We start from the raw sequence: 22,679 nt of genomic DNA, 5'->3' as shown, positions 1-22,679 counted from the left end.
CGGTTTGCATACACCTGTCGAAGGATACTTGCTCGCGAGAGCAGTTCCAGCAGGGTGGGTCTACATCGAACCGAGGAGAACGCGGACGAGGGTGTTTCATCCGCGCAGCAATCGCTGGCCCAATTTCCTGGAACGGCACACTCGCCGGGTCGCCATAAAACCATTGGGCCTTCCCTTCAGAACCCACCGCTAGAGTTCATATCCGCAGACCAGGATGGCATCGGGGCGCAGTTGTTCAAGCACGAGTTCAAAGGGCAATCGGCCAAGAGGGAACCTGTCGCCGGGACGAATTCGGGACTCCGTTCCCACATACACGGGAACATAGTTATAGAACGCAATCGAACGCCAGATTGCGGTAACATCGCCATGGGACATCTGCCACTTGGGTTTTCCACTGATGACCTGTGTGATCCCGGTAAAGAACCGATGGACCCCTTCAAGTGCGTATCGCTGTACTGCGTAGCTTGTCACGTCCGGCTCACAAAGGGCCCACTAGCTCAGGCTTTGCAGGATCACAGTAATGAGATTCTCCTAACACCAGCAAGCGGGTGCCTTGAAGGGCGTTGTCACAGTGCCCCCCATCATCTCCAACCCATGGCTTGAACATCAGAAGCCCTTCTGCGTCCGGGCAGCCTGATAGGCAGCGTTGAGACGCTTCGTTTCGCGCTCTGCCAGTTCCTGGAGCTTCGAGCCGAGCCCAGAGACGCGGTCCGGATGATAATCTTTCACGGCATTTCGATAGGCTATCTTGATCTCGTCAGGCGATGCTGATGGTTCCACTTTCAATATCAGATGCCAATCGTTACCTGCCTCCTCGTCAATGCTCTTGCTCCGATCAGCGAAATCTTCTTCGGCATCTTGGAATAAACTCTCGAAGTGAGACGCCGTCCATTTGCGCGACAGTGCATGCCACTGTGCCAGCGCATCTGCATCCACTCGATCGAGAAGCTTTTTTTGGTGGTATCTGAGCAGTAAAGGGAACGATATCGCCGAACCTATTACGCCAATCAAGAGGGGACTTAGCAAGATGTCTGGGAAAGGCTTCCAAGCAAGAATATTTTGGAATGACAAAAACCACTCTTGAAAGAAAAGCGAGCATCCATAAGCAATGACAGAAATTAGAAATAGGTAGCGAACTGATTCGAATAACGCAACTTTAGCAGATTCCCATCTCTTCCATTCATAAAACTTCATGCTCCAACCATCAAATGGAAATTTGGTTGTTACATCGGATATCTGATCTTCTATAACGTTTGATAGTTTAGTGACCATCTCTTCAGCCGCTTCTATCTTGTCATTCAATTCTCGGCCAAGGCTCGATCGCGTGTCAAATCGTGTTTCATTGCTCCCCTTCGTCAAATGTATGCCACCCTCTTCGCCGAGCGCATAGAATTTCTGGATGTGATTTACGAACTTAGAGCGTGTCCCGACCAGTGCCTTGACTTGATCCGCAACGGCTTCTGAGTCGTATTCGGAGGCGCTCGGTATCTCTGGGTAGGATTGGCGCCTATGGCGAATATATAAATACGAGCCAAGTACGATAAGTGGATATAGATAAAACAGCCATGTGATGAGAAATATAATTGCGATCAGTGCAAACACAATTGCAATTACAGAAATAACCAATAGGGTCACACCCCAACCGATAAGGTCATCAACGCCAGATTGTTTACGCCTTGCCATTATGAATGACTCGTAAGAAGCAGGAAAACAATATATGCCAATATGATATAGAAAAGAACGCTGAATGCATACGTCATGAAGGGGCTTCGCGATTGCCGAGTTGCGGCAACAATTGCGCCATAGTTTCCACTTGGAAACATATACATCAGCCACTGAAGGATAAAGCCGGGCAGGAGAAGCCACTTCCATCGGCGATCAAACTTCAGACCGGGAATGTTTTCCCGTTGCCAGCCCATTCCACCCCCCAAAAAAAGGCACGCACCCCGACGGGGATGATCACTGTTCGGTTCCTAGTGTCAACAAAAACAAAGCACCGCGCGCCGCATCGACAGATTCTCCTGCCAAATGCTTCTAGGCCCAGCGATCCGGAAATGGTCATCGGCAGGCGGAGCGGAGGGGTTCGCGCCCGTGTTGAGGCCGAAGTTTAAACCGACTTAACTAATCGAAGGAAACGAGCAGAGCAGCTGCGTTAATCGTCTGCTGGTTGCGAACGCATCCGGCAAGCTAGGTCTAATAGAACTTCGCCACCGCTGACGCGTCCACGGCGGCTCCCTGCGCGCATGCCACAAAGACGGCACCCGGGAAGGTTTCGTTGCCGACTCTCAGCTTCTTGGACAACGAGCCCTCGAGCCGCCATCCGATCTCAGCGGCTACGTCCGTGAACGTGAGGAAGTGCGTTTGATTGGGGATGCGGAAAACCCCGACCAAGTAAGAACCATCATGGACCGCTTGACGCAGACCAGAAAGCATCCCGCCGTAGCCGGAAGCCACCGTTCGCCGATATGCGGGCATGATCCCTTTTCCCTCGGTCATCATGAGGTCTTCAAAACTCGGCCCAGGCAGGTATGGCTGTTCAATGCCGCAAGCCGACACGACAACGTCAAACCTTCCGACACTCGACAGGCGAGACATATCGATTGTTTCGAACTGAACGTTGACGGGATTGTTCGCCGTCTTCGCCGCTCCAATGAGATTGGCCGCTCTGTCAATCCCCCACACTCTTGCCGACGGACGCGATTGGGCGATGAGGCGAGCTAAGGTTCCAGTTGCGCATCCTACATCCGCGATTGCCCTTGCATGCGGCGGTATCGAAGCCAGTATCCATTCGAAAGAATGTGCGATCCGTTCCCGGTCCTGGCTGAACAGCAGATGAGCTTGCCTAAGCGTTTTCGGGAATTCGTAGAGCCGCTCCAGCCGTAGCTTTTCATTCCGCGTGGCCCAAGCTTTCTCCAGTCGCTTCGCTTGGATCGGATCACATACCCAGCGCAAGCGTTCGTCCAAACGTGCTGACGACGAGACCAGGTCATAGCCTTCGTTTTCGAGGTATTTTTCGATCTCGGTCTTTGTAAGGGCGAATATCTCGGCAGCGGCCGGAATCGTCTCGATCTGACTCATTTACCCCAAACATCCTCTCATAGTTGCAGCCTCTCTGACACATCACGCTGCGAGCTCTCCGGCGACCCCGGAAGCTACGAGCCAGTCAACCCATCGTCCGAGGAAGGCGCGATAGTCCGGTTCACTGATCCGGAGCAAGTTCACGGCAACGAGCTTGTCATCCCCATCAAACTTGCCGCTCGCGAAGAGGAGCTTTTCGACCGGATTGCCATAGGTGCTCCTTCCATTCTTGTCGAGATACGCGATGCCACCGTGCGCCATTGCGTTTCGCAGAATGCCGCACCACTGCGATGTCGGCATCCTGCTGGCTCGTGTCTCAGCTTCGTCATCTGAGAGCTGACTTGCGATCGCATCCGGCAGGCCGCGTGCAATGTTTGGCAGCGGTGACTTTGTGCATGTCGTGAAACGCCATGCGCCTTGCACAAAGAAAGGTGCACGTTTCAATTCGTGGCCACCAAGAACCTGCTCCACGGCCGCACACACCTTCGCGTCAATGTGTCGGTCATCCGCGTAGCCGTCAGACGTGCTGTTCTTGTGTCGTTCGAGCCGTTCGACTGGAAGATTGATGATCGGCATCGACATGGAAATTAGGAAGGTAGTCGAAAGAGGCCCTAGATCGGGACGTTCCCGCTGCCGCGTCCGCTGGACGGCGGGCCACAGCTCTTCGATAAGCTGCAAACATCGCTGCGGAAGTTCGACGCTGTAGTGAATCGGATTGCCCATTTCGATGCCCACCGAAGACGAAACAAAAGACAATGGCCATGAGCAGGATTGAAAGCTGCATTATATTGCCGTGGCCCGTCGGCTTGATTAGCCAATCCTAGCTATGCCGGATCCCACCCCGAAAGAGAAGGTACTCCGGCCGCCAGTGTTGTTTCATGACGGACACGACCGCTGGCTGCGCGTCCCACCGCTAGCATGCGGCTCAGCTGTTCAGGCTGCCAGTGCGGCAACCTTACTCTGGAGGAGTTCGCGATTGCGTTCGATCGGATCGGGCGCAACCTTTGCTGACAACGCAGCGCGCATCTTCCGGCCGAGGAAGAATGCGATCCGTTCGGCGTTCGCTCCGCTGGGATGCGGAAGGCCGGAGAGGATGCGGTTGCGGTCGATGCCAAGGCCTTCGGCAGTTCTTTCCAGGATCCCGCCAATCTGCGGACCCAGCGGAACGAAGATAGCGTTCGACAGCGCAGCCATTTCGGGAAAAAACCACTGACGCAGCTGGTCGATCAGAACCGACGTTGAGGCGATCGCTGGCGTTCCGGAGTAGTTTCCGCCATCGATGAAGACCGGATAGCGAAGCGCTGACGTAAACTGGACCCGGTTGCTGGCTTTGCCCCACAACGAGGCCGTGCTGTCCAGTCCCAGCACTTTGTCGATGCCGATCCCGTCTAGTAGCGACACGAGATTCGCTCGCATCGGCCCGGAGAAGCTGGCAAACACCTTCGCGCCCGCCATCACTTCGTCGTCGCGGCCGCCCATCTGGATAAGACGGTGTGCTTCGATCAGCGCGTTCCGCATCTGCTGGCGACCAGGCGCGATGCCAACTATGACAATGTCGGCTTCTCGATTGACGTGATCGAAGGGCGCGTAGACCACTTCAATGTTCTTGCGGCCAAGCGCCGAAGTTGCAACGACCAGCCTGTTCGGGCGCTCGATTTCCTGATCGAGATCGGCGCGGCTCATATCCTCGAGGATTGGACGGAAGTGGAAAAACAGTTCGGTATTCTGCATGAGGAGACTTCTCGAACCTTTCATGATTTCGCGGGAAGGTGGGACGTGCATGATGAGCGGCTCAGGCGGCTTTGAAGACGATTTCCTGCGGCGAGATCAGTTTGACTTTCTTTCCACGCACGCCCTGCATGCGTACATGGAAACGGCGGCGGACATACGCTTCGAGCTCCTCTTCGGTGTCGACTGCAATCTGATATTCGGCCTTCTTCTTAACCGCGCCGTGACGCGGGTCGGCCACGCGGAACTTGCCGTCCTGATAGCGGTACGGGAGGAACAGCTCTCCGGTCACGGGATGAATGCGCTTCATGATCGTCTCCTTGTTTTGATGGTGATTGAGGTTCAGGCGAGAAGGGCTTTGACCCGGTCGGCATAGGCCCTGCCGTCGAGCCCGGCTGTCACTGCAATTGAGTGTGCCTGTTCGGGATCGATATCGTTCCCACGCGTCCAGTTGCGGACCCGTTCGACGGGCCAGGAGAGACGGGCCGCGAGTTCCTCAGTGGTTGTTCGGTTGATCCATGTCACCAGACCGGGCAGCGCCCCGAGCGCGCGCAAGCTTCCGATTTCTGGGACGCGGCGGTCGACCCATTGCGGAGAGAGCGGTCCGGGCTGAAACCCCCTCCGGCCCGACAGCCATTCGATGGAGTCGAGCGCATCACCCCAGACGAGATCCGGCCGCGAAGCTTTTCCGCCCATCGTCTCGGTGCGGATCGGCTTGTTGCCGTTTGGTCCCATGACGTTTCGCACAGTTCGAATGTTCACGTCGCCAAGAAGCGAGATGTCCCGTGGCGTAAATACGCAACGGGAGCGCCATTCCTTCTCCCACGACGCAGTCGCTCTGGTCACCTCGTCGACATATTCAGCCAGGGTCAGACGCGCAGATGCCAGATCGTGAAGGAGGCGCAGATTCGAGTCCGGATCATGCTTGATGCCGGAGTAGTCCCCATCTGTTCCATAGGAATCGGTTGGGATTGTCGACAGAAAATACCAGAGCCAATGCAGGCCATCGTCGCGATCGTCCTGATACTGGATTTCCTCGATCGGTCCACGTGTCGCGACCAGATCATAGCAGCGCCGCGCCGCATGGGCGAAGTGCGTGCCTTCGATATCGATCTTTGCCAGGAATTCGGAATCGGGGCGGCGTTCGAACGAGTCGTACGCCTCTTCAACCACAAAGCCATTGATGCCGCTGAGGTCCGGCAGGCCTAGGAGCGCCGCCGCTGCTGCGTCGCCTCGACCATTCGGATCCCTCATGCCGATCATATTACGGCAAACATCCGCTATCAGCGACATGACGATCCGGATGTCGGTTTCGATATTGGACCATGCGGGCGACGGCTTCATGATGCGCTCCAATCACATTAAGTGATATTTGCGTATCATATACCCGGCGGCGAAGCAAGCTAAAAATGATCATCGCATATCATTTTCGCCAGCTTCCTTTGACCCATTTCGTTGGCGAGAACCTTCGCCAAATCCGCCTTGACGCTCGCCCGGAGCAGTTCCGCGTAACGCTTGTCGGCCCTGAAATTGCTCTAACTCGTAGCGCTCCACCTGCTCGGCGGCTTCCAGCGTGACGATGCGGCCGGTCATCAGTCGTTCCCCATCAACAGCTCAAGATGCTGGCCGGCTCGGGCACGGGCTGGGATGGACCGGCGGACATTCTGGTCAAGGCCTTGACCGGCCTGCGGTACGAGCGTGACCTTGCGAACATCGGCGTGGGCGCTGGACCGTCCTACTACATTTCGCAGTTGCAGAACGTGCTGATCGCCATGGGCGCGGGCTGTAACTCGGACAAGAACAACACGGCCGAGCGGACCGGCGCCAAGTCGCTCTACCGCCTGACCATCGCCCCGGCGCTCTCGCTGGGTCTGACCGCGCTGAACGCCAGCGGCCCGCCCGGATGGGCAGCACGCCGGCCTGACCACGGTCACGTCGGACAGCGCGGCCGACAAGTTCGCGGACTGGACGGTGGGTGAGGCGGACAGCAGCCGGGGCAAGAAGGAACGCGGCGAGGAATAGCTGCGAGAGAGGGGCGCGAAAGCGCCCCTTTTCTGTGCTGCATATTGCAGCGCAGACCCCATTTTGCAGCATCGCAGCACAAATTTTGTCGGCCAACACAAACTTTGCGGACGGTCCCGGACCCGGAAATCTTTGGTTTCTGGTGTCTGATGTGTCTGGCGATCGACCCTGTTACTCCCTTGGTAAGGGAGAGGTCGAGCTACAACTTCCTCGCGCTTTAATGGCAGCCATTTTATCCTCGATCGTCGAGAAGCGGACTGTCTGCAAACAGCTCCCAAGACGGCCATTCGCCGATGCGGGCCCAACGTCAGTGTAAAATACCCATTTCACACTGAGCCGTTAACCGCCGCCCAGTCAGAACGAATTTTTCGGGAGCTTGGAGGAATATTTTTACTACCGGAAGTAACCTGTACTTCTCGATCGACAGGTCTGCGTTCGACCAGCTCGGTGTGCCATTCACCAGGCACTCGGCCAAAAGCACGAGTCGATAGCGTCACACACCGTCGTCGCGTGACTAGACAAACATCATAACGATGATCGCACCGATGATTATCAGGACAAGCCCACCGATAAGCATCGGCAGCAGACTGTTGGCCGGATCGATACCAGAATCAATCTCCTTTGTCGCATGTTGACCGTTCTTCGTTGGTTCAGCCATGGCTCATCTCCATCCGAACAAAAGCAGCACGCATCGAAACCACGCAACGTTATACGCCGTTGCATGCCGCCCCGGAGCGAACGGGTGGTATCGGGCCGCCGAGGAAGTCCTCCGGCATCAGCGTGATGTCGGCCAGCGTGTAGCGGTCAAGGGTGTTCTGGAAGGAGGTCATCGCTTCGCCCAACATGCCTGAAAGCTTGCAGGAGGCGGTTAGTACGCATTGGTTTCCAGTGGCGAAACATTCAACCAGTGCGAAATCCGGCTCGGTTAACCGTACGACATCGCCAATCCGGATCATCTCGGGTCGGCGCCCGAGAATAAGACCACCGGAACGGCCTCGGATTGCCTTCAGATAGCCGCTACGGGTCAGGGTATTGGCTACCTTGTTCAGATGCGTTTTCGACACGTTGAAGGTGCGGGCAGCTTCCTCGATCGTTATGAGTTGGCCACCAGCGGAGGCCGTGTACATCAGCATCCGCAAGGCATAGTCCGAGAAGCTGGTCAGCCGCATGGATGCCTCCTGTTGTCGATCGCTGTGAATTTATGGAACCCACTTACAAACCAGTCCTGCATCACAAGTCTTTCTCGACGATGGGTTCGATGCCAATCGTGGTCGCGCCGCGATTGAAGGCGATCGCGAGACGGAAACTGTGAGCGATACGCAGCGCGCGCTCCATAAAAAGCGCCGCCATCTCAGGCGGGCAAATGCGGCGCACCGTTGCGCGAAACAACTTTAACCAGCGACGGAAATGCGCCGTGCCGAGGCCGGCTATGGCCAGGTGTGGCGGCAGTGGCCGGCCTTCATATCGGGAAGTCCGAAGTAACGTCGCAGACCAGAAGTCGCACATCTTCGCTAGATGCTGTGGCCATCTGTCTGGCTTGATCCGATCGTGGAAAATGGGGCCGAGAAGGTCATCGCGTCGAATTTCGTCATAAAAACCGTGGACCACGCCGCGGATCATTGTCTCGTCGAGCACGTTCGGCAACAGGGTGCCGTGGACGACGATAGTTCTCTTGCTCCGACCATCCTCGCTCATCGGTATATCCCGTTTTCTCCCATGCAAGCCACTCCTTAAGGGATCCTCTACAAAAGATAGATTGTCAATCTATGTTATGTGAGGCAAGACGTCCCACGAAGGGTCCGGACCAGAGGTGTGGGGCTGTCCGACCTAGTGTTGCTGAACAGCGGCCAGACCCGACACAGGAAGTATGCAGACTGGTGGAAATTCCTGATGCGGCTCAGTTTCGAGAATTGCCAACACTTCATCAGATGACCGTGCCTGCCGGAGCTGCTCAACCTGGGATGTCCGAAACAGCCGGCACATCTGCGAAAGGGCGGGGAGAAAAGTGGAAGTGGCAGAGCGCGGCCAGAGCACAGTGTAAATGAGATTAACGGGGTCATCGTCCGGGCCCTCGAAATCGATGGGCGGGGCCAGACGTGTCAAAGACGCGACAGGTGAAGAGATTGTGCTGAGCAGAGCATGGGGGATCGCGACACCACGACCGATGCCCGTCGAGCCGAGGCGCTCGCGGTCGAAAAGACCACGCAGAACCATTTGCTCGTCGAGTCCAGTTCTCCGCGCAATCCTGATCGCGATTTTTGACAAGGCTGATTGCTTTCCCTTTGTCGCAAGGTCAAGCGAGATGTCTTCTTTCGACAAGATGGGGGAGATCATCAGGGTCAAACCTCCGCGTCGATCCAAGCGCGACCGCAAATGAGCGTTCAGCCGCGCTGCTTAGGCAGAGCCGAAATCACTTTCGAATTTTGAGATCCTGGCCGTCCCGGACGCGAAGCCACAGCCTTCTCGCGGCCGGGCTAATGGCCCGTTTTGAGGCGTTTTGGCTCTCGCCGGAAATTGAGGCTGAAGATGTTCATAGCAATTCAGAGGTAGTGAGAGATTTGTCGAAATCAAGCAAACAGAGCCCGCCCTGGCGAGCAGAAATAATGCACTGAAATGTCAGTTAATTTCGTTTGACGACCAGAACAGTCTCCTGCTTGCTGGTCGGACCCGGACGGGTCGTGTCGCCAATGAAGATCGGTTTTTTTTGAGCCTTCTTCTAGATCATCGGCCATCGCGTTTTTTTAGTTCGACAAGGAGATACCGTGATGAAAAAGCTTGCCCTCGCAGTCGTCGTGACAATGGCCAGTTCGCTTTGTGCCATGGCGGCGGGCGATGTCATCAAATCTCCGCCACCCGCTCCTTACGAACAGGTAAGCAAACTCGTGAAATTGCCCGACTTCCTTCCGGGCATGGGCCAACTCTTTGTCGATCCGGCGACATTGCCTGCGGGTCCGTTCCTTGCCTATGACCACGGCGGCAAGCTTGTCAGCACCATCTACATGCTGCCGATCAAGGATCTCAATCCGGACAAACGTTTTGATAACCTCGCGGCGCCGGGCGGCAATGTCGACCATGTCGACGTTTACTACAATGCCGGGCACCCGGGCGTTCCGGAACCGCATGTCCACGTCGTGCTGTGGCATGTCCCGGCCGCCGACGAAGCGCGGGTCGCCAAATGATGCTCACGCGTCGTCAGGTACTTGGCGGGGGCGGCGGGCTCGTCGCCGCCCTTTCCCTCTCTTCCCAGGTCGCGTGGGCCGACGACGTGGTGGAAATCAGGATGCAAGGGCGCGACGACGGCTCACAGGTCTGGTTCGACCCGATAGGCATTCTGATCAAGCCAGGGCAGACTGTTCGCTGGACAAATCTCAATTCCGGCAATTCGCACACTACAACTGCCTACAGTCGAACGAACTTCGATCGGCCGCGCCGCATCCCCAAGACGGCAAGACCTTGGGATTCCGGCTACCTCCTGCCCAACGAGAGCTTTTCGGTTACCCTCACCGAACAGGGGACCTATGACTACTACTGCGTCCCGCATGAGCCAGCCGGGATGGTCGGTCGCATCATCGTCGGCGCACCTGAGGCTCATGACTGGAGTGAAATGGTCGGCGCGGATGGCGATTTGCCGGAGGCGGCCCTCAGGGCATTTCCGAACGTCGAAGACATCATGACACAAGGAATCATCCGGCGTGGTTAGATCATGCCCACGAAAAAAGCCTGGCTGAACAGGAGGACTGAGTACGACGATCAGTCTGGGGGCGCGGCTTCCTTGGCTATCGTCAGTGACGGCAGGGGGCGGCTTCATGACGGACAAGGTGTATCCATGCGAAAACAAATCGCAGTTTCAACTAGAACGAGACGGGCGCTCCCAGTTGCCGGGCGCTCCCCTCGCTGCCTTAACCGCAATCGAACGACGCGAGCATACGGCCTATCGGCTTGCCGCGTTGGGCGAGATGACGAGCGGCATTGCTCATGATTTCCGAAATCTGCTGACGGTCATCGAATCCGGCCTGAGACTCGCGGAAAAAAGAGCCGACGAGCCCGAACGTGTGCATGCCTTCATTGCGATGGCGCGGGAAGGGATCGATCGGGGGATCGATTTGACCTCGCAACTGCTCGCTTTCGCAAAGCACCGGGAGCTCGAAGCACATGCCGGCGACCTGAATGAATTCCTCAGGTCCTTCGAGCCGTTGCTGAGGTACGGCGCCGGGCCCGACATACGCGTCCGGCTTGAACTTGGCTCCGATATTCCGGATTGCCTGATCGATCCCGCGCTATTCGACACCGCGGTGCTCAATCTCGTCGTCAACGCGCGGGACGCCATGCCCGACGGTGGCGAGATTAGGATCGTAACCGAGCCATTGGTGCAGGAGACCCCGACGCCTGACCCGCCGGGACCAGGAACCTTCGTCTGTGTTCGCGTCAAGGACCAAGGCTGCGGCATGACCGCGGAAGTCCTGCGAAAGGCGTTCGATCCGTTCTTCACCACCAAAGGCGAGAAGGGCACCGGCATAGGGCTGTCACAGGTGCAGGCATTGATACGGATGGTTGGCGGCCATGTCCGCATTGCAAGCGAACCGGGGCTTGGGACGACAGTCGACCTGCTGTTCCCTTCGATCCAGCCGGAAGCCTAGGCGTCATCAAAAGTACCTATGGCTTAATGTCACCGCCCGCAACAGCATGCAGTCCCACCAAGGCAGGGCCTACTACACTCTCGTCGGCACTTGCGGATTGCACTGCGTAAACCGGATAGGAGAACTGCGGCATTTCAGGCACAAGATGAAGCCGACCGGCCTCTATGTGGGGTTGCACTGAGTTCATTCTGAAATATCCGGAGCCGCCCGTCGCAAGAACATAGCTCAGTGCGAGCGGTCCCAAATCGAAAGAAAGGTCCGGCGCAGCACTCGGGAAATTCATCCCGTGGTGGAGTCCAAAATCCGGCCCCCAATCCATATAAACATAATCGGATTCGTCCAGGACGCGCGCTTCGGAATTTGTAGTTACGAGGACGAGTTTTTCGTCCAGAAGCAGATCGATCTTCAAACCCGGTCTGTGGGGGGGCGCGTACATGATTGCCAAGTCGACCAGTCCCGACGCGACCTGGTTGATCAAATCCTGCGGCACGTCGACGTGTACTCTAAGCGCAATATCCTGAAGCGAGCGGCGCATCCATCGGACCCAATCGAGCAGAAGAGGTTGCGCAAGGCTGACTTCGCTGCCGACCGTGAGAACAGCTCGGCGGCCCGGCGGCACGGCAACCTGATGAAGGGTGCGCTGCCATAGCTGGACAAACATCGGGGCGTGACGCAGGAACTGCTCGCCAGCAGGGGTGAGCGAAGCTCCACCCTTGTGCCGAACGAAGAGCGCGCGGCCCAACTGCTGCTCAAGATTGCGGATTCGCGCGCTCACCGTCGTCTGAGCCACGTTCAGCCGTTCAGCGGCCCGAATGAAACTCCCAGTCGAAACGATCTCGATAAAGGTGCGGGCGAGTTGAATGTCCATATCGCAGATAGCATAAAAATTGCGCTTAAATGTCAATGAATTTCGTTTGCCACATAACTAGCACGAACAGTAGGCTTCAGGAAATCCACCGAGGCTTAGCGCTGAATGCTGCGCAGCGCCGGGTTGGGGTGGGCGCGAGCCCTCTCCAACCTCACCCACCGTTTTGCCTGCAGCATCACAGGAGAAATCATGTCGACGAAAGAGAAAAGCGACCAAGGCGGCGTAGGACGGCGTGACTTTCTGAAGCTGTTCGGCGCGGCCGGGGCGGCAGCGAGCACTTTGCCGTTAGGCGGATCGGCGTCGGCGGACGAAATCGTGGCTGCGGCCTCCGACACGAAACATCATCACGTGGCCACGGCCACCGAACCTCACGCCGGAGGAGCCGGCTATGAGTTCTTCAACGCGAACGAATCCGCCTTTGTCGAGGCGGCGGTCGACACCCTCATTCCGAGCGATTCAACCGGTCCCGGCGCAAAGGAGCTCGGCGTCGCGACCTACATCGACCGGCAGATGGCCGGCGGGTACGGCAAGGGCGATCGGCTGTATCTGGAAGGGCCGTTCGGCGAAGGCACGCCGGAGCAAGGCTATCAACTGCCGATGACTCCGTCGGAGTTGATGCGGGCCGGCATCGCCGACGTCAGCGCCTATGTGCAGAAGGAGCGCAAGAGTACCTTCGACGGCTTGTCGGCAAAAGACCGTGCCGCAGTGATGGCCCACCTCGACAGCAAGAAGGTCGAGCTTCCGACAGTGCCGACGGCGACCTTCTTCGGGCTCCTGCTGCAGCTCACGATCGAGGGTTATTTCGCGGACCCGATGTATGGCGGGAACAAGGGCGCGGCTGCCTGGAAGATGATCGGCTTTCCCGGCGCGGACGCCATGTACGCGGACAAGATCGAGCCGTTCCGCAACAAGCCCTACAAGGCTGAGCCGAAGGGAATCCAGGACCTTATTTGACCGGCGGAAGAAGAAGGAGACTTTGACGTGGCCACCAAACTGAACGCTGTCGACGTCCTGATTGTCGGCCTTGGATGGACAGGCGGCATCATCGCCAAGGAGCTTGCGTCCACCGAGCTGAAGATCGTCGCGCTTGAGCGGGGAGGGCCGCGCGACACCAATCCGGACTTCATCGACCCGGAAATCCATGACGAATTGCGCTACGCCGCCCGCCACGACCTCATGCAGAATGTGCGGCGGGAAACCATCACGTTCCGCAACAACGAATCGCAAACGGCGCTGCCGATGCGTCAGCTCGGCTCGTTCCTGCCCGGCAAGGGCGTCGGCGGCGCAGGTGTGCACTGGAACGGTGTGACCTGGCGCTGGCTTGAATGGGACCATCAGGCGCGCACCCGGACCGTCGACAAATACGGGGAAAAGATCGTCCCGTCGGATATGCACCTGCAGGACTGGCCGATCACCTATGACGATCTCGAGCCCTATTACGACAAGTTTGAAAAGACCTGCGGCACCTCCGGCAAGGCCGGCAACATCAACGGCCGAAAGATCGATGGCGGCAACATCTTCGAGGGATCGCGAAAGGCAGAGTATCCCAATCCGCCGATGATTGCCGCGCAGAGCATGGTGATGTTCGAGGAGGCCGCCCGCAACCTCGGCTATCACCCTTTCCCCAACCCGTCGTCCAATGCGTCACGGGACTATGTCAATCCCGATGGCGTGGCCTTCGGCCAGTGTCACTATTGCGGCTTTTGCGAACGTTTCGGTTGCGAGGCCAATGCCAAGGCTAGCCCGCATTTCACCGTCATTCCGCTGGCGCTGAAGAATCCGAATTTCGAACTGCGCACAAATTCGATCGTGTTGAAGGTCAATCTCGACTCGACGCGCAAGAAGGCGGTCAGCGTCACCTATCTCGACGCGCGCGGCCGCGAATTCGTGCAGCCCGCCGACCTGATCATTTTGTCGGCCTATGCGCTCGGCAACGTCAATCTGCTGCTGCAGTCGGGGATTGGCGTTCCCTATGACCCGGCAACGGGAAAGGGCGTGGTTGGCCGGAACTATGCCTACCAGTGCGGTGGCGGGGCTACCGCGTTCTTCGACAAGAAAACCATCCTGAACCGCTACATGGGCGCCGGCGCGCTCGGCACCTGCATGGATGATTTCAACGGCGACAACTACGATTTCGTGAAGGCCGGCTATATCGGAGGCGGCGGCATCAGCTGCAGCAACTCGGGCGCCCGGCCAATCCAGTCGCATCCGACGCCCCACGGCACGCCGCGTTGGGGCTCCGACTGGAAGAAGGCAGTGATAGAGAACTACGACCACGCGGCCAGCGTCGGCAATCAGGGCGCGGTGATGGCCTACAGACAGAACTATCTGAGCCTCGATCCGACCTATACCGACGTCTTTGGACGTCCGCTGATGAGGATGACGTTCGATTTCCAGGAAAACGAGATAAAGCAGATGAACGGTCAGGCCGACATCTGCGTGAAGATTGCCAAGGAGATGGGTGCGACCAAGGTCGATCGGAGCATTCCGCCCGTGCCTTATTCCATCGTGCCATACCAGAGCACGCACAACACGGGCGGCGCAGTCTTCGGAGCCGACCCAAGCACGAGCGTTTTGAACAAATATCTGCAGGTCTGGGATGTCCCGAACGTATTCGTAACCGGCGCTTGCGTGTTTCCCCAGAACGCGGGGAAGAACCCGACCGGACCGGTAGGCGCTCTTGCCTACTGGGCAGTGGACGCAATCAAAAACCAGTATCTGAAGAACCCCGGCCCACTGGTTCCCTCCTGAAGCGAAGTCTGCCGGATCCGGATCCGCGGGTTCGGTTTCGGCAGACTGGGTGCGTGTATCGACCCCAACATTGTCCGGGCGGATTCGGCCGGGATCAGCCTTAGCTCATTGAAAGAAGCGAACATGAAATCGACCTTGCTCGGATTGGCGACCGCGATCCTCACCGCAGTCGGCTCTGCGCAGGCCCAGGACAAATCTCCTGGCAATGCTGACGCCGGCGCCTCGGTCTTCAAGAGGTGCATGGCCTGCCATGCGGTCGGCCCCGACGCTAAGAACGGAATAGGGCCTGTATTGAATGGCGTCGTTGGCCGTGCGGCAGGCACTTACCCGGGTTACAACTATTCCGCGGCGAACAAGAATTCGGGCCTGACCTGGGATGAACCGACGCTGACCACATATCTGCACGCGCCGCGCAAATTGGTGCCAGGCACGAAGATGACATTCGCCGGTCTCAGCAAGGATCAGGAGATCGCCGATGTGATCGCCTATCTAAGACAGTTCAACGCTCAAGGGCAGAAGGCCTCCCCCTGAGCCAGGGACGATCTGTCCTGGCTTGCAAAGCACAACCTTATGAAATTCCTCCTGCATCAGGGCCTGGGGTATTCGACGGTTCATCAGATCGGTGACTACCTGCGCAGCCACGGAACCGGCCATCACTGGATCGAGCGGTATCGGGGTAGCATCTTCGTCATCGTATCCGATCAAGCCGACGCGATGATACTTCGACAGGAGTTCTCCGGGCTTCTCGATGCCGTCAACGAAAAGGAGACGGACGGATGAGCGGGAAAGTCATCGACGAGAGGATAAAACTGAAGCGGGCATATCAGAGCCCAGCTGCCGACGATGGCACGCGGGTGCTGGTTGACCGGCTTTGGCCGCGCGGGGTCAAGAAGACCGACGCCGGCATCGACTGCTGGATGAAAGAACTCGCGCCAAGCGCCGAGCTTCGGAAATGGTTCGGACACGATCCCGCCCGCTGGGAGGAATTCCGTCGGAGATATGCGGCGGAAATCCACGCACATCGCGATGAGCTCGACCGGCTCCGCGACCTGATACGACACGGCGCTGTCACGCTCGTCTACTCGGCTCACGACGAGGCCCACAACGATGCCGTCGTCCTGAGAGAGATTTTGCTGGGACATCGCTAGAGACGTCGCGCCGCGCTGCCTTTGCCATCAAGGATATGAGGCGTGTGACCACTACAGCGGGTCCAAATCACTTTTCTGGAACCAAACCGAGGAAGGTTCATCAAATCATCGAGGAGACGCACAATGAAATTCTTTATCGATACAGCCGATATATCTGAAATTCGCGAGCTTGCCGCAGCAGGCTTTGTCGATGGGGTGACCACGAACCCGTCGCTCATCTCGAAGACCGGTCAACCGATCAGGGATGTGATCAAGGAGATCTGCGGGACGATCGAAGGCCCGGTTTCGGCGGAAGTCACCGCGACCGACTTCGACGGCATGATCGCCGAAGGAGAGCGTTTGGCGATCATTGCCGCCAATGTGGCTGTCAAGGTGCCCTCCACCTGGGATGGTTTCAGAGCCTGCCGGACGCTCGGCCAGCGCGGACACAAGGTCAATGTCACGCTGTGCTTTTCGGCAAATCAGGCGTTGCTGGCGGCCAAGGCCGGCGCGACGTTCATTTCGCCGTTCGTCGGCAGGCTGGACGATATCGGACTGGACGGGATGGAAGCGGTCCGTGAAATCCGCGCGATCTACGACAATGACAAATCTTTCACGACTGAAATCCTGGCGTCTTCAATTCGCACCCCTCTCCATGTCAAGGAGGCGGCGATGGCAGGCGCCGATATCGCGACGGTGCCACCAGCAGTACTTAGAAGCCTCGCCAAACATCCACTCACCGACAAGGGTCTGGCGTCTTTTCTCGCAGACTGGAGTAAGACGGGGCAAGCGATCCTTTAAAAACCTGCCGGCGGCGGTCCGATATGGCTTGAGCCGTGAGCAGCCGAAAGGGCGGATTGGTCGAGAACGACGCGCCGCGGTGACACCGCCGCCTCAAAGTGGCCGGCATGTTCACTTTGTCCTCACGGGCACAGACCTCCGATGCAACTTTTCGTTCGTCCATCGCATGGTCCTGGAATCCAACACAAAAAATGCATTCAATCGCTCACTAAATTCGTTTGCATGGTGCCCTGGATGGCAGGAGACTGGGGACGTAGCGGTTCCGCTTTAGTCGGGAGCTCCGGTGAAAACGAAAGCGTCGGTCTGAAGGCGCGCCTGGATGGAACATGTTTCAGGGCTTGCGAAGTCTATCGAGGCTCCAGTTATCGATCTTGCGCTGAGAATCGCCAACGGAGACGAAAATGGCTGAGAGCCATTCGAAAGCAAATGGTCCGGATCTTGTTCAGGGCATCGCGATCGCCGAGCTTGAGGATGGCGGCAAGCTCGTCGGCCATTGCGGCGACGAGCAGGTGCTGCTGGTGCGACGCGGGAACGAGGTATTCGCGGTCAGCGCGACATGCACGCATTACGGCGGGCCGCTCGTCGACGGTCTGGTAGCAGAAGACACGGTTCGGTGCCCGTGGCATCACGCATGCTTCGATCTGCGCACGGGCGAGGCCCTGCGCGCACCCGCCTTCAACCCACTCGCCTGCTGGTCGGTGGAACAGCGAGAAGGCAAGATATTTGTGGTCGAGAAGCGTAAGCGCACGGCACCCATGGTGCGAGATGGCGGCGCGGCTCCGGAGAGAATTATCATTGTCGGCGGCGGCGCGGCCGGGTTCGCTGCCGCCGAGACACTGCGGCGCGAGCAATACCAGGGCAGCATTATCATGATCAGCGATGACCAGGCGCCGCCCGTCGACAGGCCGAACCTCTCAAAGGACTATCTCGCTGGCAAGGCGCCGCAGGATTGGATTCCGCTGCGCGGCGAGAAGTTCTATTTGAAAAACAACATCGACCTGCGCCTCGATACGAAGGTCGACCGCATCGACCCGCGCTCCTGCGAGGTTGTCCTGTCGGATGGCGTCAGGATTTCTTACGAAAGGCTGCTGCTTGCCACGGGGGCCGAACCAGTTCGGCTTGCTATCCCCGGAGCCGAGCAATCATTTGTCCACACGCTGCGCTCTTTCGCCGACTGCAAGGCGATCATCGAGCGGGCCGCGAATGCGAGATGCTGCATCGTGCTCGGCGCCAGTTTCATCGGCCTGGAGGTTGCGGCGGCGCTGCGCTCGCGCGGCATCGACGTTCACGTCGTAGCGCCGGACAGGCGGCCTATGGAGCGGGTCCTGGGTCCGCGGATGGGCGACTTCATCCGCGCCCTCCATGAGGAGAAGGGTGTCGTCTTCCATCTCGAGGCGACTGCGGCCAGCATCGACGGCAACAAGATGAAGCTCAGCAGCGGCGGCACGTTGGTGGCGGATTTCGTGGTGGCCGGCGTCGGCGTCAGGCCACGCACCGGGCTCGCCGAAAAGGCCGGGCTCAAACTCGATCGCGGTGTCGCGGTGAACGCGTTTTTGGAAACAAGCGCGCCCGGAATTTTCGCGGCCGGCGACATTGCTCGATGGCCCGATCCTCATAGTGGCGACCATCTTCGGGTCGAGCATTGGGTGGTTGCGGAGAGACAAGGTCGCACCGCCGCACTCAACATGCTTGGCCATCGCGAGAAGTTCGCGGCGGTGCCGTTCTTCTGGAGCCAGCATTACGATGTGCCCATCAACTATGTCGGCCATGCCGAGCGATGGGACGAGATCTCGGTCGATGGAGACGTCGCGGCCAGGGATTGCCTGCTCCGATTCAAACGGGAGGGGCGCACGCTCGCTGTCGCCTCGATCTTCCGCGACCTGGAAAGTCTGCAGGCCGAGCTGGAAATGGAGCGCCAAACAGCAAGCTAGAGCGCGCTCTCGAGCACGGGTGGGAGCGCACCGAGAATGACGCAGCCGAGTATGTCGCCGCGACCTAAAGGAGACCGATCTATGTCCGCATTGCAACACGACGTTGCCAGGGATTTGCAAATCATTGCGCCCACTCAGCATCATTCAAAGATCGTCGCGTTCGCCAAGGAGGTTGCCGGACAAGAGTCCCATCAGATGCCGACGTCGGTCGAAATCTTCTCCGACAGCGGTCGCTGGTACTGCCAGGTCCGTCGCGGCAATGAAAAAACGCGGCCGATGGGCCCCTATACCAAACAACAGGCTGAACGGGTTCAGGAAGTTCGCAGAGCCTTGATCGCCAAAAGAGGCACCGCTCGGATTATGTTCGAGTAGGCGGGGACCTGACGATCGCGCCGGCCGGCGTACTCCTCACCCTAACCATCGTTCGTCATTGAGTTTGTTGGAACCTTGCCGGATGTCGCGGCGGGCCCTGTTGACGTTTGCGTTCCGGCGCCGGCTTCAACTGCAACCAACGGAAGGAAAGCCGATATGGGCTACAAGTCAATCGTTCTCAATCTCGACATCGACGGGATGGTCGCTCCTGTTGTCAAGCTCGGCGTCGATCTGGCCCAGCGCTTCGATGCGCGCCTGATAGGTCTATCGGCTGCCGACGTTCAGCCGTCGGTTGTAATGGAAGGTGGAGTGGCCTTCGAAGGGGAGAGCATGATGCGCCAGCGCAAGAACATCAAGCGACGGCTCGATGACCTCCACGCGCAGTTCGAAAGCATTGCTGGCGCGACGGTTCATACGGAATGGCGTGCGGCCGTGGGTAATCCGACCCGATTGCTGATCGAATCGGCGCGATTGGCCGATCTCATCGTCACAGCCTCGCCCGAGGGTGCCAGTTTCGGCAACGCCTATCGTTCCACCGACCTCGGCAATCTGATCCTTCAGGCCGGACGGCCCGTATTTGTGGCAGCGACCAACCAGGAGAATTTCCGTATCAACAAGGTTCTTGTCGGATGGAAGGACACGCGTGAGGCCAGGCGCGCGGTCGTAGATGCCATGCCTTTTTTGCAGATGGCTCAGGAAGTCCGTGCCATTACGATCGACGACGGTCCAACCGACGAAACCTGGAACGGGCTGGACGATATTGTCGCCTTCCTTGAATTGCACGGCGTAGAGGCCAAGGCGGAGGTGTTTCCGGAAAATCCCAATGGCGCAACGATCGCCGACGTCGCCGGTGCAATGAACGCGGATCTGGTCATATCAGGCGCCTACGGCCACAGCAGGTTCAGGGAGTGGATCTTCGGCGGCGCTACCCGCTCGCTACTTGAAGCTGATCGACTGAACCGGGTCATGTCGAACTGATCGCCGGCATCGATGGCCGAGTGCATCCCACCGGCTGACAGATTTCGCGAACGCATCCCAGCCGTTGGGTTGGCTGCTCGTTAACCGCGACAAACCTGCCGGCCGGACCCTATCGCAAGAACTCAGGCTTGTTGTTGTTCGCCCTCGGTGGCGATCAACATCCAGTTCCGCTTCCTTGACTGGGTTTGGCAGGCAAACGTCCAGGTATCGATCATCTCGACGATCTCCCGGGGGTCGCCAGCGATGACTGCATTGTCGGCAGAGCGTGTAGCGCTGATCACGTCGGAAACATACCGAACGACGATCTCGGCGGTACCATCCGCCACGAACGCGTCGACAACCTTGGCTTCGTCCGTACCTATGAAGGTGAGCTCTAGTATTTCTTGCCGATCCCGGCGTTCGACGATCTCTCGCTCGAAGGCGGCAAGCACCTCCGATCCGACAAGGCGCTTCAAGGTCTGGATGTCACTATCCGCAAACGCCCGCAGGATCGCTTCATAGGCCCTCCTGGCGCCTGACAGGAATGCAGCGAGGTCGAAATCCGGATCGATCTTGCGAAGCGCATCCTGGAACATGTCCGCGCAGGACGCGTTTTCGGTACTGACGTCCTGCTGCGGCGGCACAGCGTTCCGCTTGGCCCTCTCGTCGTTCCAGCGCGACAGAAGTTCGCTCCAACTCCCAAGCATTGCCCAATAAAGCGCCAGGATCGCAACGAGAAAGATCTGGCTGTTCGGGTCTGTGGTCTCGCTCATGACATTCACCCATCGACTTGTCGAAGATGCACATATCAGTGGATGCGGGGCAGCCTTTCCCACTGATGGAATGGCGGCGGCGAGGGCAGCTGCCATTCCAGCGTGGTCGCCCCTGCGCCCCATGGATTGGCGCTGGCCGGGCGCTTGCGGCTGAAGGCTTCCGCGACCGCGACGAAGAAGATGATCAGCCCCACGGTCGAGATGTAGGAGCCGATCGAGGACACGAAATTCCAGCCGGCGAAGGCATCGGGATAGTCGGCGTAGCGGCGCGGCATGCCGGCCATGCCGAGGAAATGCTGCGGGAAGAAGACGAGATTGACGCCTATGAACATCGTCCAGAAATGCAGTCTTCCCAAGGCTTCGCTGTACATGTAGCCGGTCATCTTCGGGAACCAGTAGTAAAAGCCAGCGAAGATGGCGAAAACCGCGCCCAAGGACAGCACATAGTGGAAGTGGGCGATTACGAAATAGGTGTCGTGCAACGAGCGGTCGATGCCGGGGCTTGCGACTATGATCCCGGTGACACCGCCTATGGTGAAGAGCAGGACGAAGCCGATGGCCCAAAGCATCGGGGTCTTGAACTCGATCGACCCGCCCCACATCGTGGCGAGCCAAGAAAACACCTTCACGCCCGTCGGAACGGCGATGACCATCGAGGCGAAGGCGAAGTAGCGCTGGCTGTCGACGGAGATGCCGGTCGTATACATGTGGTGCGCCCAGACGACGAAGCCGATCGCGCCGATCGCCACCATCGCATAGGCCATGCCGATATAGCCGAAGATCGGCTTCTTGGCGAAGGTCGAGATGGCGTGGCTGATGATGCCGAAACCGGGCAGGATCATGATGTAGACCTCCGGATGGCCGAAGAACCAGAACAGGTGCTGGTAAAGGATCGGGTCACCGCCGCCGTCGGGAACGAAGAATGTCGTGCCAAAGTTCCGGTCGGTGAGCAGCATGGTGATCGCGCCGGCAAGCACCGGCAGCGACATCAAAAGCATGAAAGCGGTAACCAGCATCGCCCAGGCAAAGAGCGGCATCTTGTGCATCGACATTCCTGGCGCACGCATGTTGAAGATGGTCGTGATGAAGTTGATCGCGCCGAGGATCGATGACGCTCCCGCAAGGTGGATCGAAAGGATCACCAGATCGACCGCGGGACCAGGCTGGCCGGAGGTCGAAAGCGGCGGATAGAGCGTCCAGCCGCCACCGTGGCCGAGCGTGCCCGGCGCTCCCGGCACGAACATCGAGGTGATGAAGAGGATGAACGCCATCACCAGCAGCCAGAACGAGATATTGTTCATGCGCGGAAACGCCATGTCGGGTGCGCCGATCATGATCGGCACCATCCAGTTGCCGAAGCCGCCGATCAGGGCCGGCATGAGCACGAAGAAGATCATGATGAGGCCGTGGGAACTGACGACAACATTGTAAGTCATCGGATCGCTGAATATCTGCAGGCCGGGCTCCTGGAGCTCCATCCGGATCAGCACCGAAAGCGCGGTGCCGAGTATCCCTGCCATGATCGAGAACAACAGATAGAGCGTCCCGATATCCTTATGGTTGGTCGAGTACAGCCACCTGACAAGAAATCGGGGCTTGTGGTCGTCGAAGGATGCCGCTGGATTCGACATGGT

At 58.3% G+C, this 22,679-nt stretch carries 27 protein-coding genes; 13 read left to right on the top strand and 14 right to left on the bottom strand.

What is annotated here, in order from left to right; genetic code table 11:
* Positions 1 to 606: 606 nt before the first annotated feature.
* The 7 genes from CK218_RS12675 to CK218_RS30070 form a co-directional block, all read right to left on the bottom strand.
* Positions 607 to 1,683 carry a DnaJ family molecular chaperone gene (locus CK218_RS12675; RefSeq protein ID WP_179294485.1) on the bottom strand — a complete coding sequence of 359 codons (1,077 nt, stop codon included), beginning with the start codon at positions 1,681 to 1,683 and terminating at the stop codon, positions 607 to 609.
* Positions 1,684 to 2,193: 510 nt separating this feature from the next.
* Entirely contained in the window at positions 2,194 to 3,078 is an 885-nt protein-coding gene (locus CK218_RS12670) for a class I SAM-dependent methyltransferase (RefSeq protein WP_095827907.1), read from the bottom strand.
* A gap of 42 nt (positions 3,079 to 3,120) precedes the next feature.
* Positions 3,121 to 3,801, bottom strand: a complete 681-nt coding sequence (locus tag CK218_RS12665) for a hypothetical protein (RefSeq protein ID WP_095827906.1) — start codon at positions 3,799 to 3,801, stop codon at positions 3,121 to 3,123.
* Positions 3,802 to 4,011: 210 nt separating this feature from the next.
* Positions 4,012 to 4,809 (bottom strand): hypothetical protein, encoded by a 798-nt coding sequence (locus CK218_RS12660; RefSeq protein WP_179294484.1) that lies wholly within the window; start codon positions 4,807 to 4,809, stop codon positions 4,012 to 4,014.
* 61 nt (positions 4,810 to 4,870) lie between these two features.
* Positions 4,871 to 5,116 (bottom strand): hypothetical protein, encoded by a 246-nt coding sequence (locus tag CK218_RS12655; protein ID WP_095827904.1) that lies wholly within the window; start codon positions 5,114 to 5,116, stop codon positions 4,871 to 4,873.
* A 32-nt stretch (positions 5,117 to 5,148) separates the two neighbouring features.
* The gene (locus CK218_RS12650) at positions 5,149 to 6,150 is read right to left on the bottom strand and encodes a hypothetical protein (protein WP_095827903.1); all 1,002 of its coding nucleotides are present in this window, start codon (positions 6,148 to 6,150) and stop codon (positions 5,149 to 5,151) included.
* Between the two features lie 69 nt (positions 6,151 to 6,219).
* Positions 6,220 to 6,399, bottom strand: coding sequence for a hypothetical protein (locus tag CK218_RS30070; protein WP_143749629.1), 180 nt, complete (start codon positions 6,397 to 6,399; stop codon positions 6,220 to 6,222).
* A gap of 26 nt (positions 6,400 to 6,425) precedes the next feature.
* Between CK218_RS30070 and CK218_RS12645 the strand changes: the two genes are divergently transcribed.
* A complete protein-coding gene (locus CK218_RS12645) occupies positions 6,426 to 6,785 on the top strand; it encodes a hypothetical protein (protein WP_095827902.1) in 360 nt (119 codons plus the stop codon).
* 557 nt (positions 6,786 to 7,342) lie between these two features.
* On the opposite strand, the gene CK218_RS30595 is transcribed toward CK218_RS12645, so the two are convergent.
* From CK218_RS30595 to CK218_RS12630, 4 genes are all read right to left on the bottom strand, one after another.
* Entirely contained in the window at positions 7,343 to 7,486 is a 144-nt protein-coding gene (locus tag CK218_RS30595) for a hypothetical protein (RefSeq protein ID WP_179294483.1), read from the bottom strand.
* Between the two features lie 49 nt (positions 7,487 to 7,535).
* Complete coding sequence (locus CK218_RS12640) at positions 7,536 to 7,997, bottom strand: Rrf2 family transcriptional regulator (protein WP_095827901.1); 462 nt, start codon at positions 7,995 to 7,997, stop codon at positions 7,536 to 7,538.
* 61 nt (positions 7,998 to 8,058) lie between these two features.
* A complete protein-coding gene (locus CK218_RS12635) occupies positions 8,059 to 8,523 on the bottom strand; it encodes a group III truncated hemoglobin (RefSeq protein WP_095827900.1) in 465 nt (154 codons plus the stop codon).
* A gap of 132 nt (positions 8,524 to 8,655) precedes the next feature.
* Positions 8,656 to 9,162, bottom strand: coding sequence for a PTS sugar transporter subunit IIA (locus CK218_RS12630; RefSeq protein ID WP_095827995.1), 507 nt, complete (start codon positions 9,160 to 9,162; stop codon positions 8,656 to 8,658).
* A 431-nt stretch (positions 9,163 to 9,593) separates the two neighbouring features.
* Between CK218_RS12630 and CK218_RS12625 the strand changes: the two genes are divergently transcribed.
* The 3 genes from CK218_RS12625 (at position 9,594) to CK218_RS12615 (ending at position 11,465) form a co-directional block, all read left to right on the top strand.
* Entirely contained in the window at positions 9,594 to 10,007 is a 414-nt protein-coding gene (locus CK218_RS12625; protein ID WP_095827899.1) for a DUF5602 domain-containing protein, read from the top strand.
* On the top strand, positions 10,004 to 10,528 hold the full coding sequence (locus CK218_RS12620) for a plastocyanin/azurin family copper-binding protein (RefSeq protein WP_095827898.1): 525 nt from the start codon (positions 10,004 to 10,006) through the stop codon (positions 10,526 to 10,528). Before CK218_RS12625 ends, CK218_RS12620 begins: the two co-directional genes overlap by 4 nt.
* Positions 10,529 to 10,703: 175 nt before the next feature.
* Complete coding sequence (locus tag CK218_RS12615; RefSeq protein ID WP_245435002.1) at positions 10,704 to 11,465, top strand: ATP-binding protein; 762 nt, start codon at positions 10,704 to 10,706, stop codon at positions 11,463 to 11,465.
* Positions 11,466 to 11,481: 16 nt separating this feature from the next.
* Here the strand turns inward: CK218_RS12615 and CK218_RS12610 are convergent, their stop codons facing one another.
* Positions 11,482 to 12,369 carry a LysR family transcriptional regulator gene (locus CK218_RS12610; protein ID WP_245434999.1) on the bottom strand — a complete coding sequence of 296 codons (888 nt, stop codon included), beginning with the start codon at positions 12,367 to 12,369 and terminating at the stop codon, positions 11,482 to 11,484.
* Positions 12,370 to 12,438: 69 nt separating this feature from the next.
* Here CK218_RS12610 and CK218_RS12605 point away from each other — a divergent pair, with 69 nt between their 5' ends.
* The 9 genes from CK218_RS12605 to CK218_RS12565 all read left to right on the top strand — a co-directional run bounded on the left by CK218_RS12605 (position 12,439) and on the right by CK218_RS12565 (position 20,293).
* On the top strand, positions 12,439 to 13,287 hold the full coding sequence (locus tag CK218_RS12605; RefSeq protein ID WP_095827895.1) for a gluconate 2-dehydrogenase subunit 3 family protein: 849 nt from the start codon (positions 12,439 to 12,441) through the stop codon (positions 13,285 to 13,287).
* A gap of 27 nt (positions 13,288 to 13,314) precedes the next feature.
* Entirely contained in the window at positions 13,315 to 15,084 is a 1,770-nt protein-coding gene (locus tag CK218_RS12600; RefSeq protein WP_095827894.1) for a GMC family oxidoreductase, read from the top strand.
* 108 nt (positions 15,085 to 15,192) lie between these two features.
* Positions 15,193 to 15,615 (top strand): cytochrome c family protein, encoded by a 423-nt coding sequence (locus tag CK218_RS12595; protein WP_348628722.1) that lies wholly within the window; start codon positions 15,193 to 15,195, stop codon positions 15,613 to 15,615.
* Positions 15,616 to 15,654: 39 nt separating this feature from the next.
* A complete protein-coding gene (locus CK218_RS12590) occupies positions 15,655 to 15,864 on the top strand; it encodes a hypothetical protein (protein ID WP_095827893.1) in 210 nt (69 codons plus the stop codon).
* Positions 15,861 to 16,232 carry a DUF488 domain-containing protein gene (locus CK218_RS12585; protein ID WP_095827892.1) on the top strand — a complete coding sequence of 124 codons (372 nt, stop codon included), beginning with the start codon at positions 15,861 to 15,863 and terminating at the stop codon, positions 16,230 to 16,232. The genes CK218_RS12590 and CK218_RS12585 overlap by 4 nt, the downstream gene beginning before the upstream one ends.
* A gap of 123 nt (positions 16,233 to 16,355) precedes the next feature.
* Positions 16,356 to 17,012: a fructose-6-phosphate aldolase gene (gene fsa / locus CK218_RS12580; protein WP_095827891.1), complete on the top strand. Its 657-nt coding sequence runs from the start codon at positions 16,356 to 16,358 to the stop codon at positions 17,010 to 17,012.
* Between the two features lie 401 nt (positions 17,013 to 17,413).
* Entirely contained in the window at positions 17,414 to 18,943 is a 1,530-nt protein-coding gene (locus CK218_RS12575; RefSeq protein WP_095827890.1) for an FAD-dependent oxidoreductase, read from the top strand.
* 81 nt (positions 18,944 to 19,024) lie between these two features.
* A complete protein-coding gene (locus CK218_RS12570) occupies positions 19,025 to 19,315 on the top strand; it encodes a hypothetical protein (RefSeq protein ID WP_095827889.1) in 291 nt (96 codons plus the stop codon).
* 156 nt (positions 19,316 to 19,471) lie between these two features.
* A complete protein-coding gene (locus CK218_RS12565) occupies positions 19,472 to 20,293 on the top strand; it encodes a universal stress protein (protein WP_095827888.1) in 822 nt (273 codons plus the stop codon).
* A gap of 122 nt (positions 20,294 to 20,415) precedes the next feature.
* Here CK218_RS12565 and CK218_RS12560 read toward each other — a convergent pair whose 3' ends face one another.
* Positions 20,416 to 21,141, bottom strand: a complete 726-nt coding sequence (locus CK218_RS12560) for a Tim44/TimA family putative adaptor protein (protein WP_179294482.1) — start codon at positions 21,139 to 21,141, stop codon at positions 20,416 to 20,418.
* Positions 21,081 to 22,676: a cytochrome c oxidase subunit I gene (gene ctaD / locus CK218_RS12555; protein ID WP_095827886.1), complete on the bottom strand. Its 1,596-nt coding sequence runs from the start codon at positions 22,674 to 22,676 to the stop codon at positions 21,081 to 21,083. The genes CK218_RS12560 and ctaD overlap by 61 nt, the downstream gene beginning before the upstream one ends.
* Between the last annotated feature and the right edge of the window lie 3 nt (positions 22,677 to 22,679).

This window comes from Mesorhizobium sp. WSM3879 (assembly GCF_002294915.1).
Taxonomy (GTDB): domain Bacteria; phylum Pseudomonadota; class Alphaproteobacteria; order Rhizobiales; family Rhizobiaceae; genus Mesorhizobium.
The sequence above is the reverse complement of the archived record's forward strand: the minus strand, read 5'-3'. Positions and strand labels throughout refer to the sequence as shown.

Coding starts and splice junctions, on each gene's coding strand:
- CK218_RS12675 (WP_179294485.1), bottom strand. CDS start 1,683: ATGGCAAGGCGTAAACAATCTGGCGTTGATGACCTTATCGGTTGGGGT.
- CK218_RS12670 (WP_095827907.1), bottom strand. CDS start 3,078: ATGAGTCAGATCGAGACGATTCCGGCCGCTGCCGAGATATTCGCCCTT.
- CK218_RS12665 (WP_095827906.1), bottom strand. CDS start 3,801: ATGGGCAATCCGATTCACTACAGCGTCGAACTTCCGCAGCGATGTTTG.
- CK218_RS12660 (WP_179294484.1), bottom strand. CDS start 4,809: ATGCAGAATACCGAACTGTTTTTCCACTTCCGTCCAATCCTCGAGGAT.
- CK218_RS12655 (WP_095827904.1), bottom strand. CDS start 5,116: ATGAAGCGCATTCATCCCGTGACCGGAGAGCTGTTCCTCCCGTACCGC.
- CK218_RS12650 (WP_095827903.1), bottom strand. CDS start 6,150: ATGAAGCCGTCGCCCGCATGGTCCAATATCGAAACCGACATCCGGATC.
- CK218_RS30070 (WP_143749629.1), bottom strand. CDS start 6,399: ATGACCGGCCGCATCGTCACGCTGGAAGCCGCCGAGCAGGTGGAGCGC.
- CK218_RS12645 (WP_095827902.1), top strand. CDS start 6,426: ATGCTGGCCGGCTCGGGCACGGGCTGGGATGGACCGGCGGACATTCTG.
- CK218_RS30595 (WP_179294483.1), bottom strand. CDS start 7,486: ATGGCTGAACCAACGAAGAACGGTCAACATGCGACAAAGGAGATTGAT.
- CK218_RS12640 (WP_095827901.1), bottom strand. CDS start 7,997: ATGCGGCTGACCAGCTTCTCGGACTATGCCTTGCGGATGCTGATGTAC.
- CK218_RS12635 (WP_095827900.1), bottom strand. CDS start 8,523: ATGAGCGAGGATGGTCGGAGCAAGAGAACTATCGTCGTCCACGGCACC.
- CK218_RS12630 (WP_095827995.1), bottom strand. CDS start 9,162: ATGATCTCCCCCATCTTGTCGAAAGAAGACATCTCGCTTGACCTTGCG.
- CK218_RS12625 (WP_095827899.1), top strand. CDS start 9,594: ATGAAAAAGCTTGCCCTCGCAGTCGTCGTGACAATGGCCAGTTCGCTT.
- CK218_RS12620 (WP_095827898.1), top strand. CDS start 10,004: ATGATGCTCACGCGTCGTCAGGTACTTGGCGGGGGCGGCGGGCTCGTC.
- CK218_RS12605 (WP_095827895.1), top strand. CDS start 12,439: ATGCTGCGCAGCGCCGGGTTGGGGTGGGCGCGAGCCCTCTCCAACCTC.
- CK218_RS12590 (WP_095827893.1), top strand. CDS start 15,655: ATGAAATTCCTCCTGCATCAGGGCCTGGGGTATTCGACGGTTCATCAG.
- CK218_RS12585 (WP_095827892.1), top strand. CDS start 15,861: ATGAGCGGGAAAGTCATCGACGAGAGGATAAAACTGAAGCGGGCATAT.
- fsa (WP_095827891.1), top strand. CDS start 16,356: ATGAAATTCTTTATCGATACAGCCGATATATCTGAAATTCGCGAGCTT.
- CK218_RS12575 (WP_095827890.1), top strand. CDS start 17,414: ATGGCTGAGAGCCATTCGAAAGCAAATGGTCCGGATCTTGTTCAGGGC.
- CK218_RS12570 (WP_095827889.1), top strand. CDS start 19,025: ATGTCCGCATTGCAACACGACGTTGCCAGGGATTTGCAAATCATTGCG.
- CK218_RS12565 (WP_095827888.1), top strand. CDS start 19,472: ATGGGCTACAAGTCAATCGTTCTCAATCTCGACATCGACGGGATGGTC.
- CK218_RS12560 (WP_179294482.1), bottom strand. CDS start 21,141: ATGGCAGCTGCCCTCGCCGCCGCCATTCCATCAGTGGGAAAGGCTGCC.
- ctaD (WP_095827886.1), bottom strand. CDS start 22,676: ATGTCGAATCCAGCGGCATCCTTCGACGACCACAAGCCCCGATTTCTT.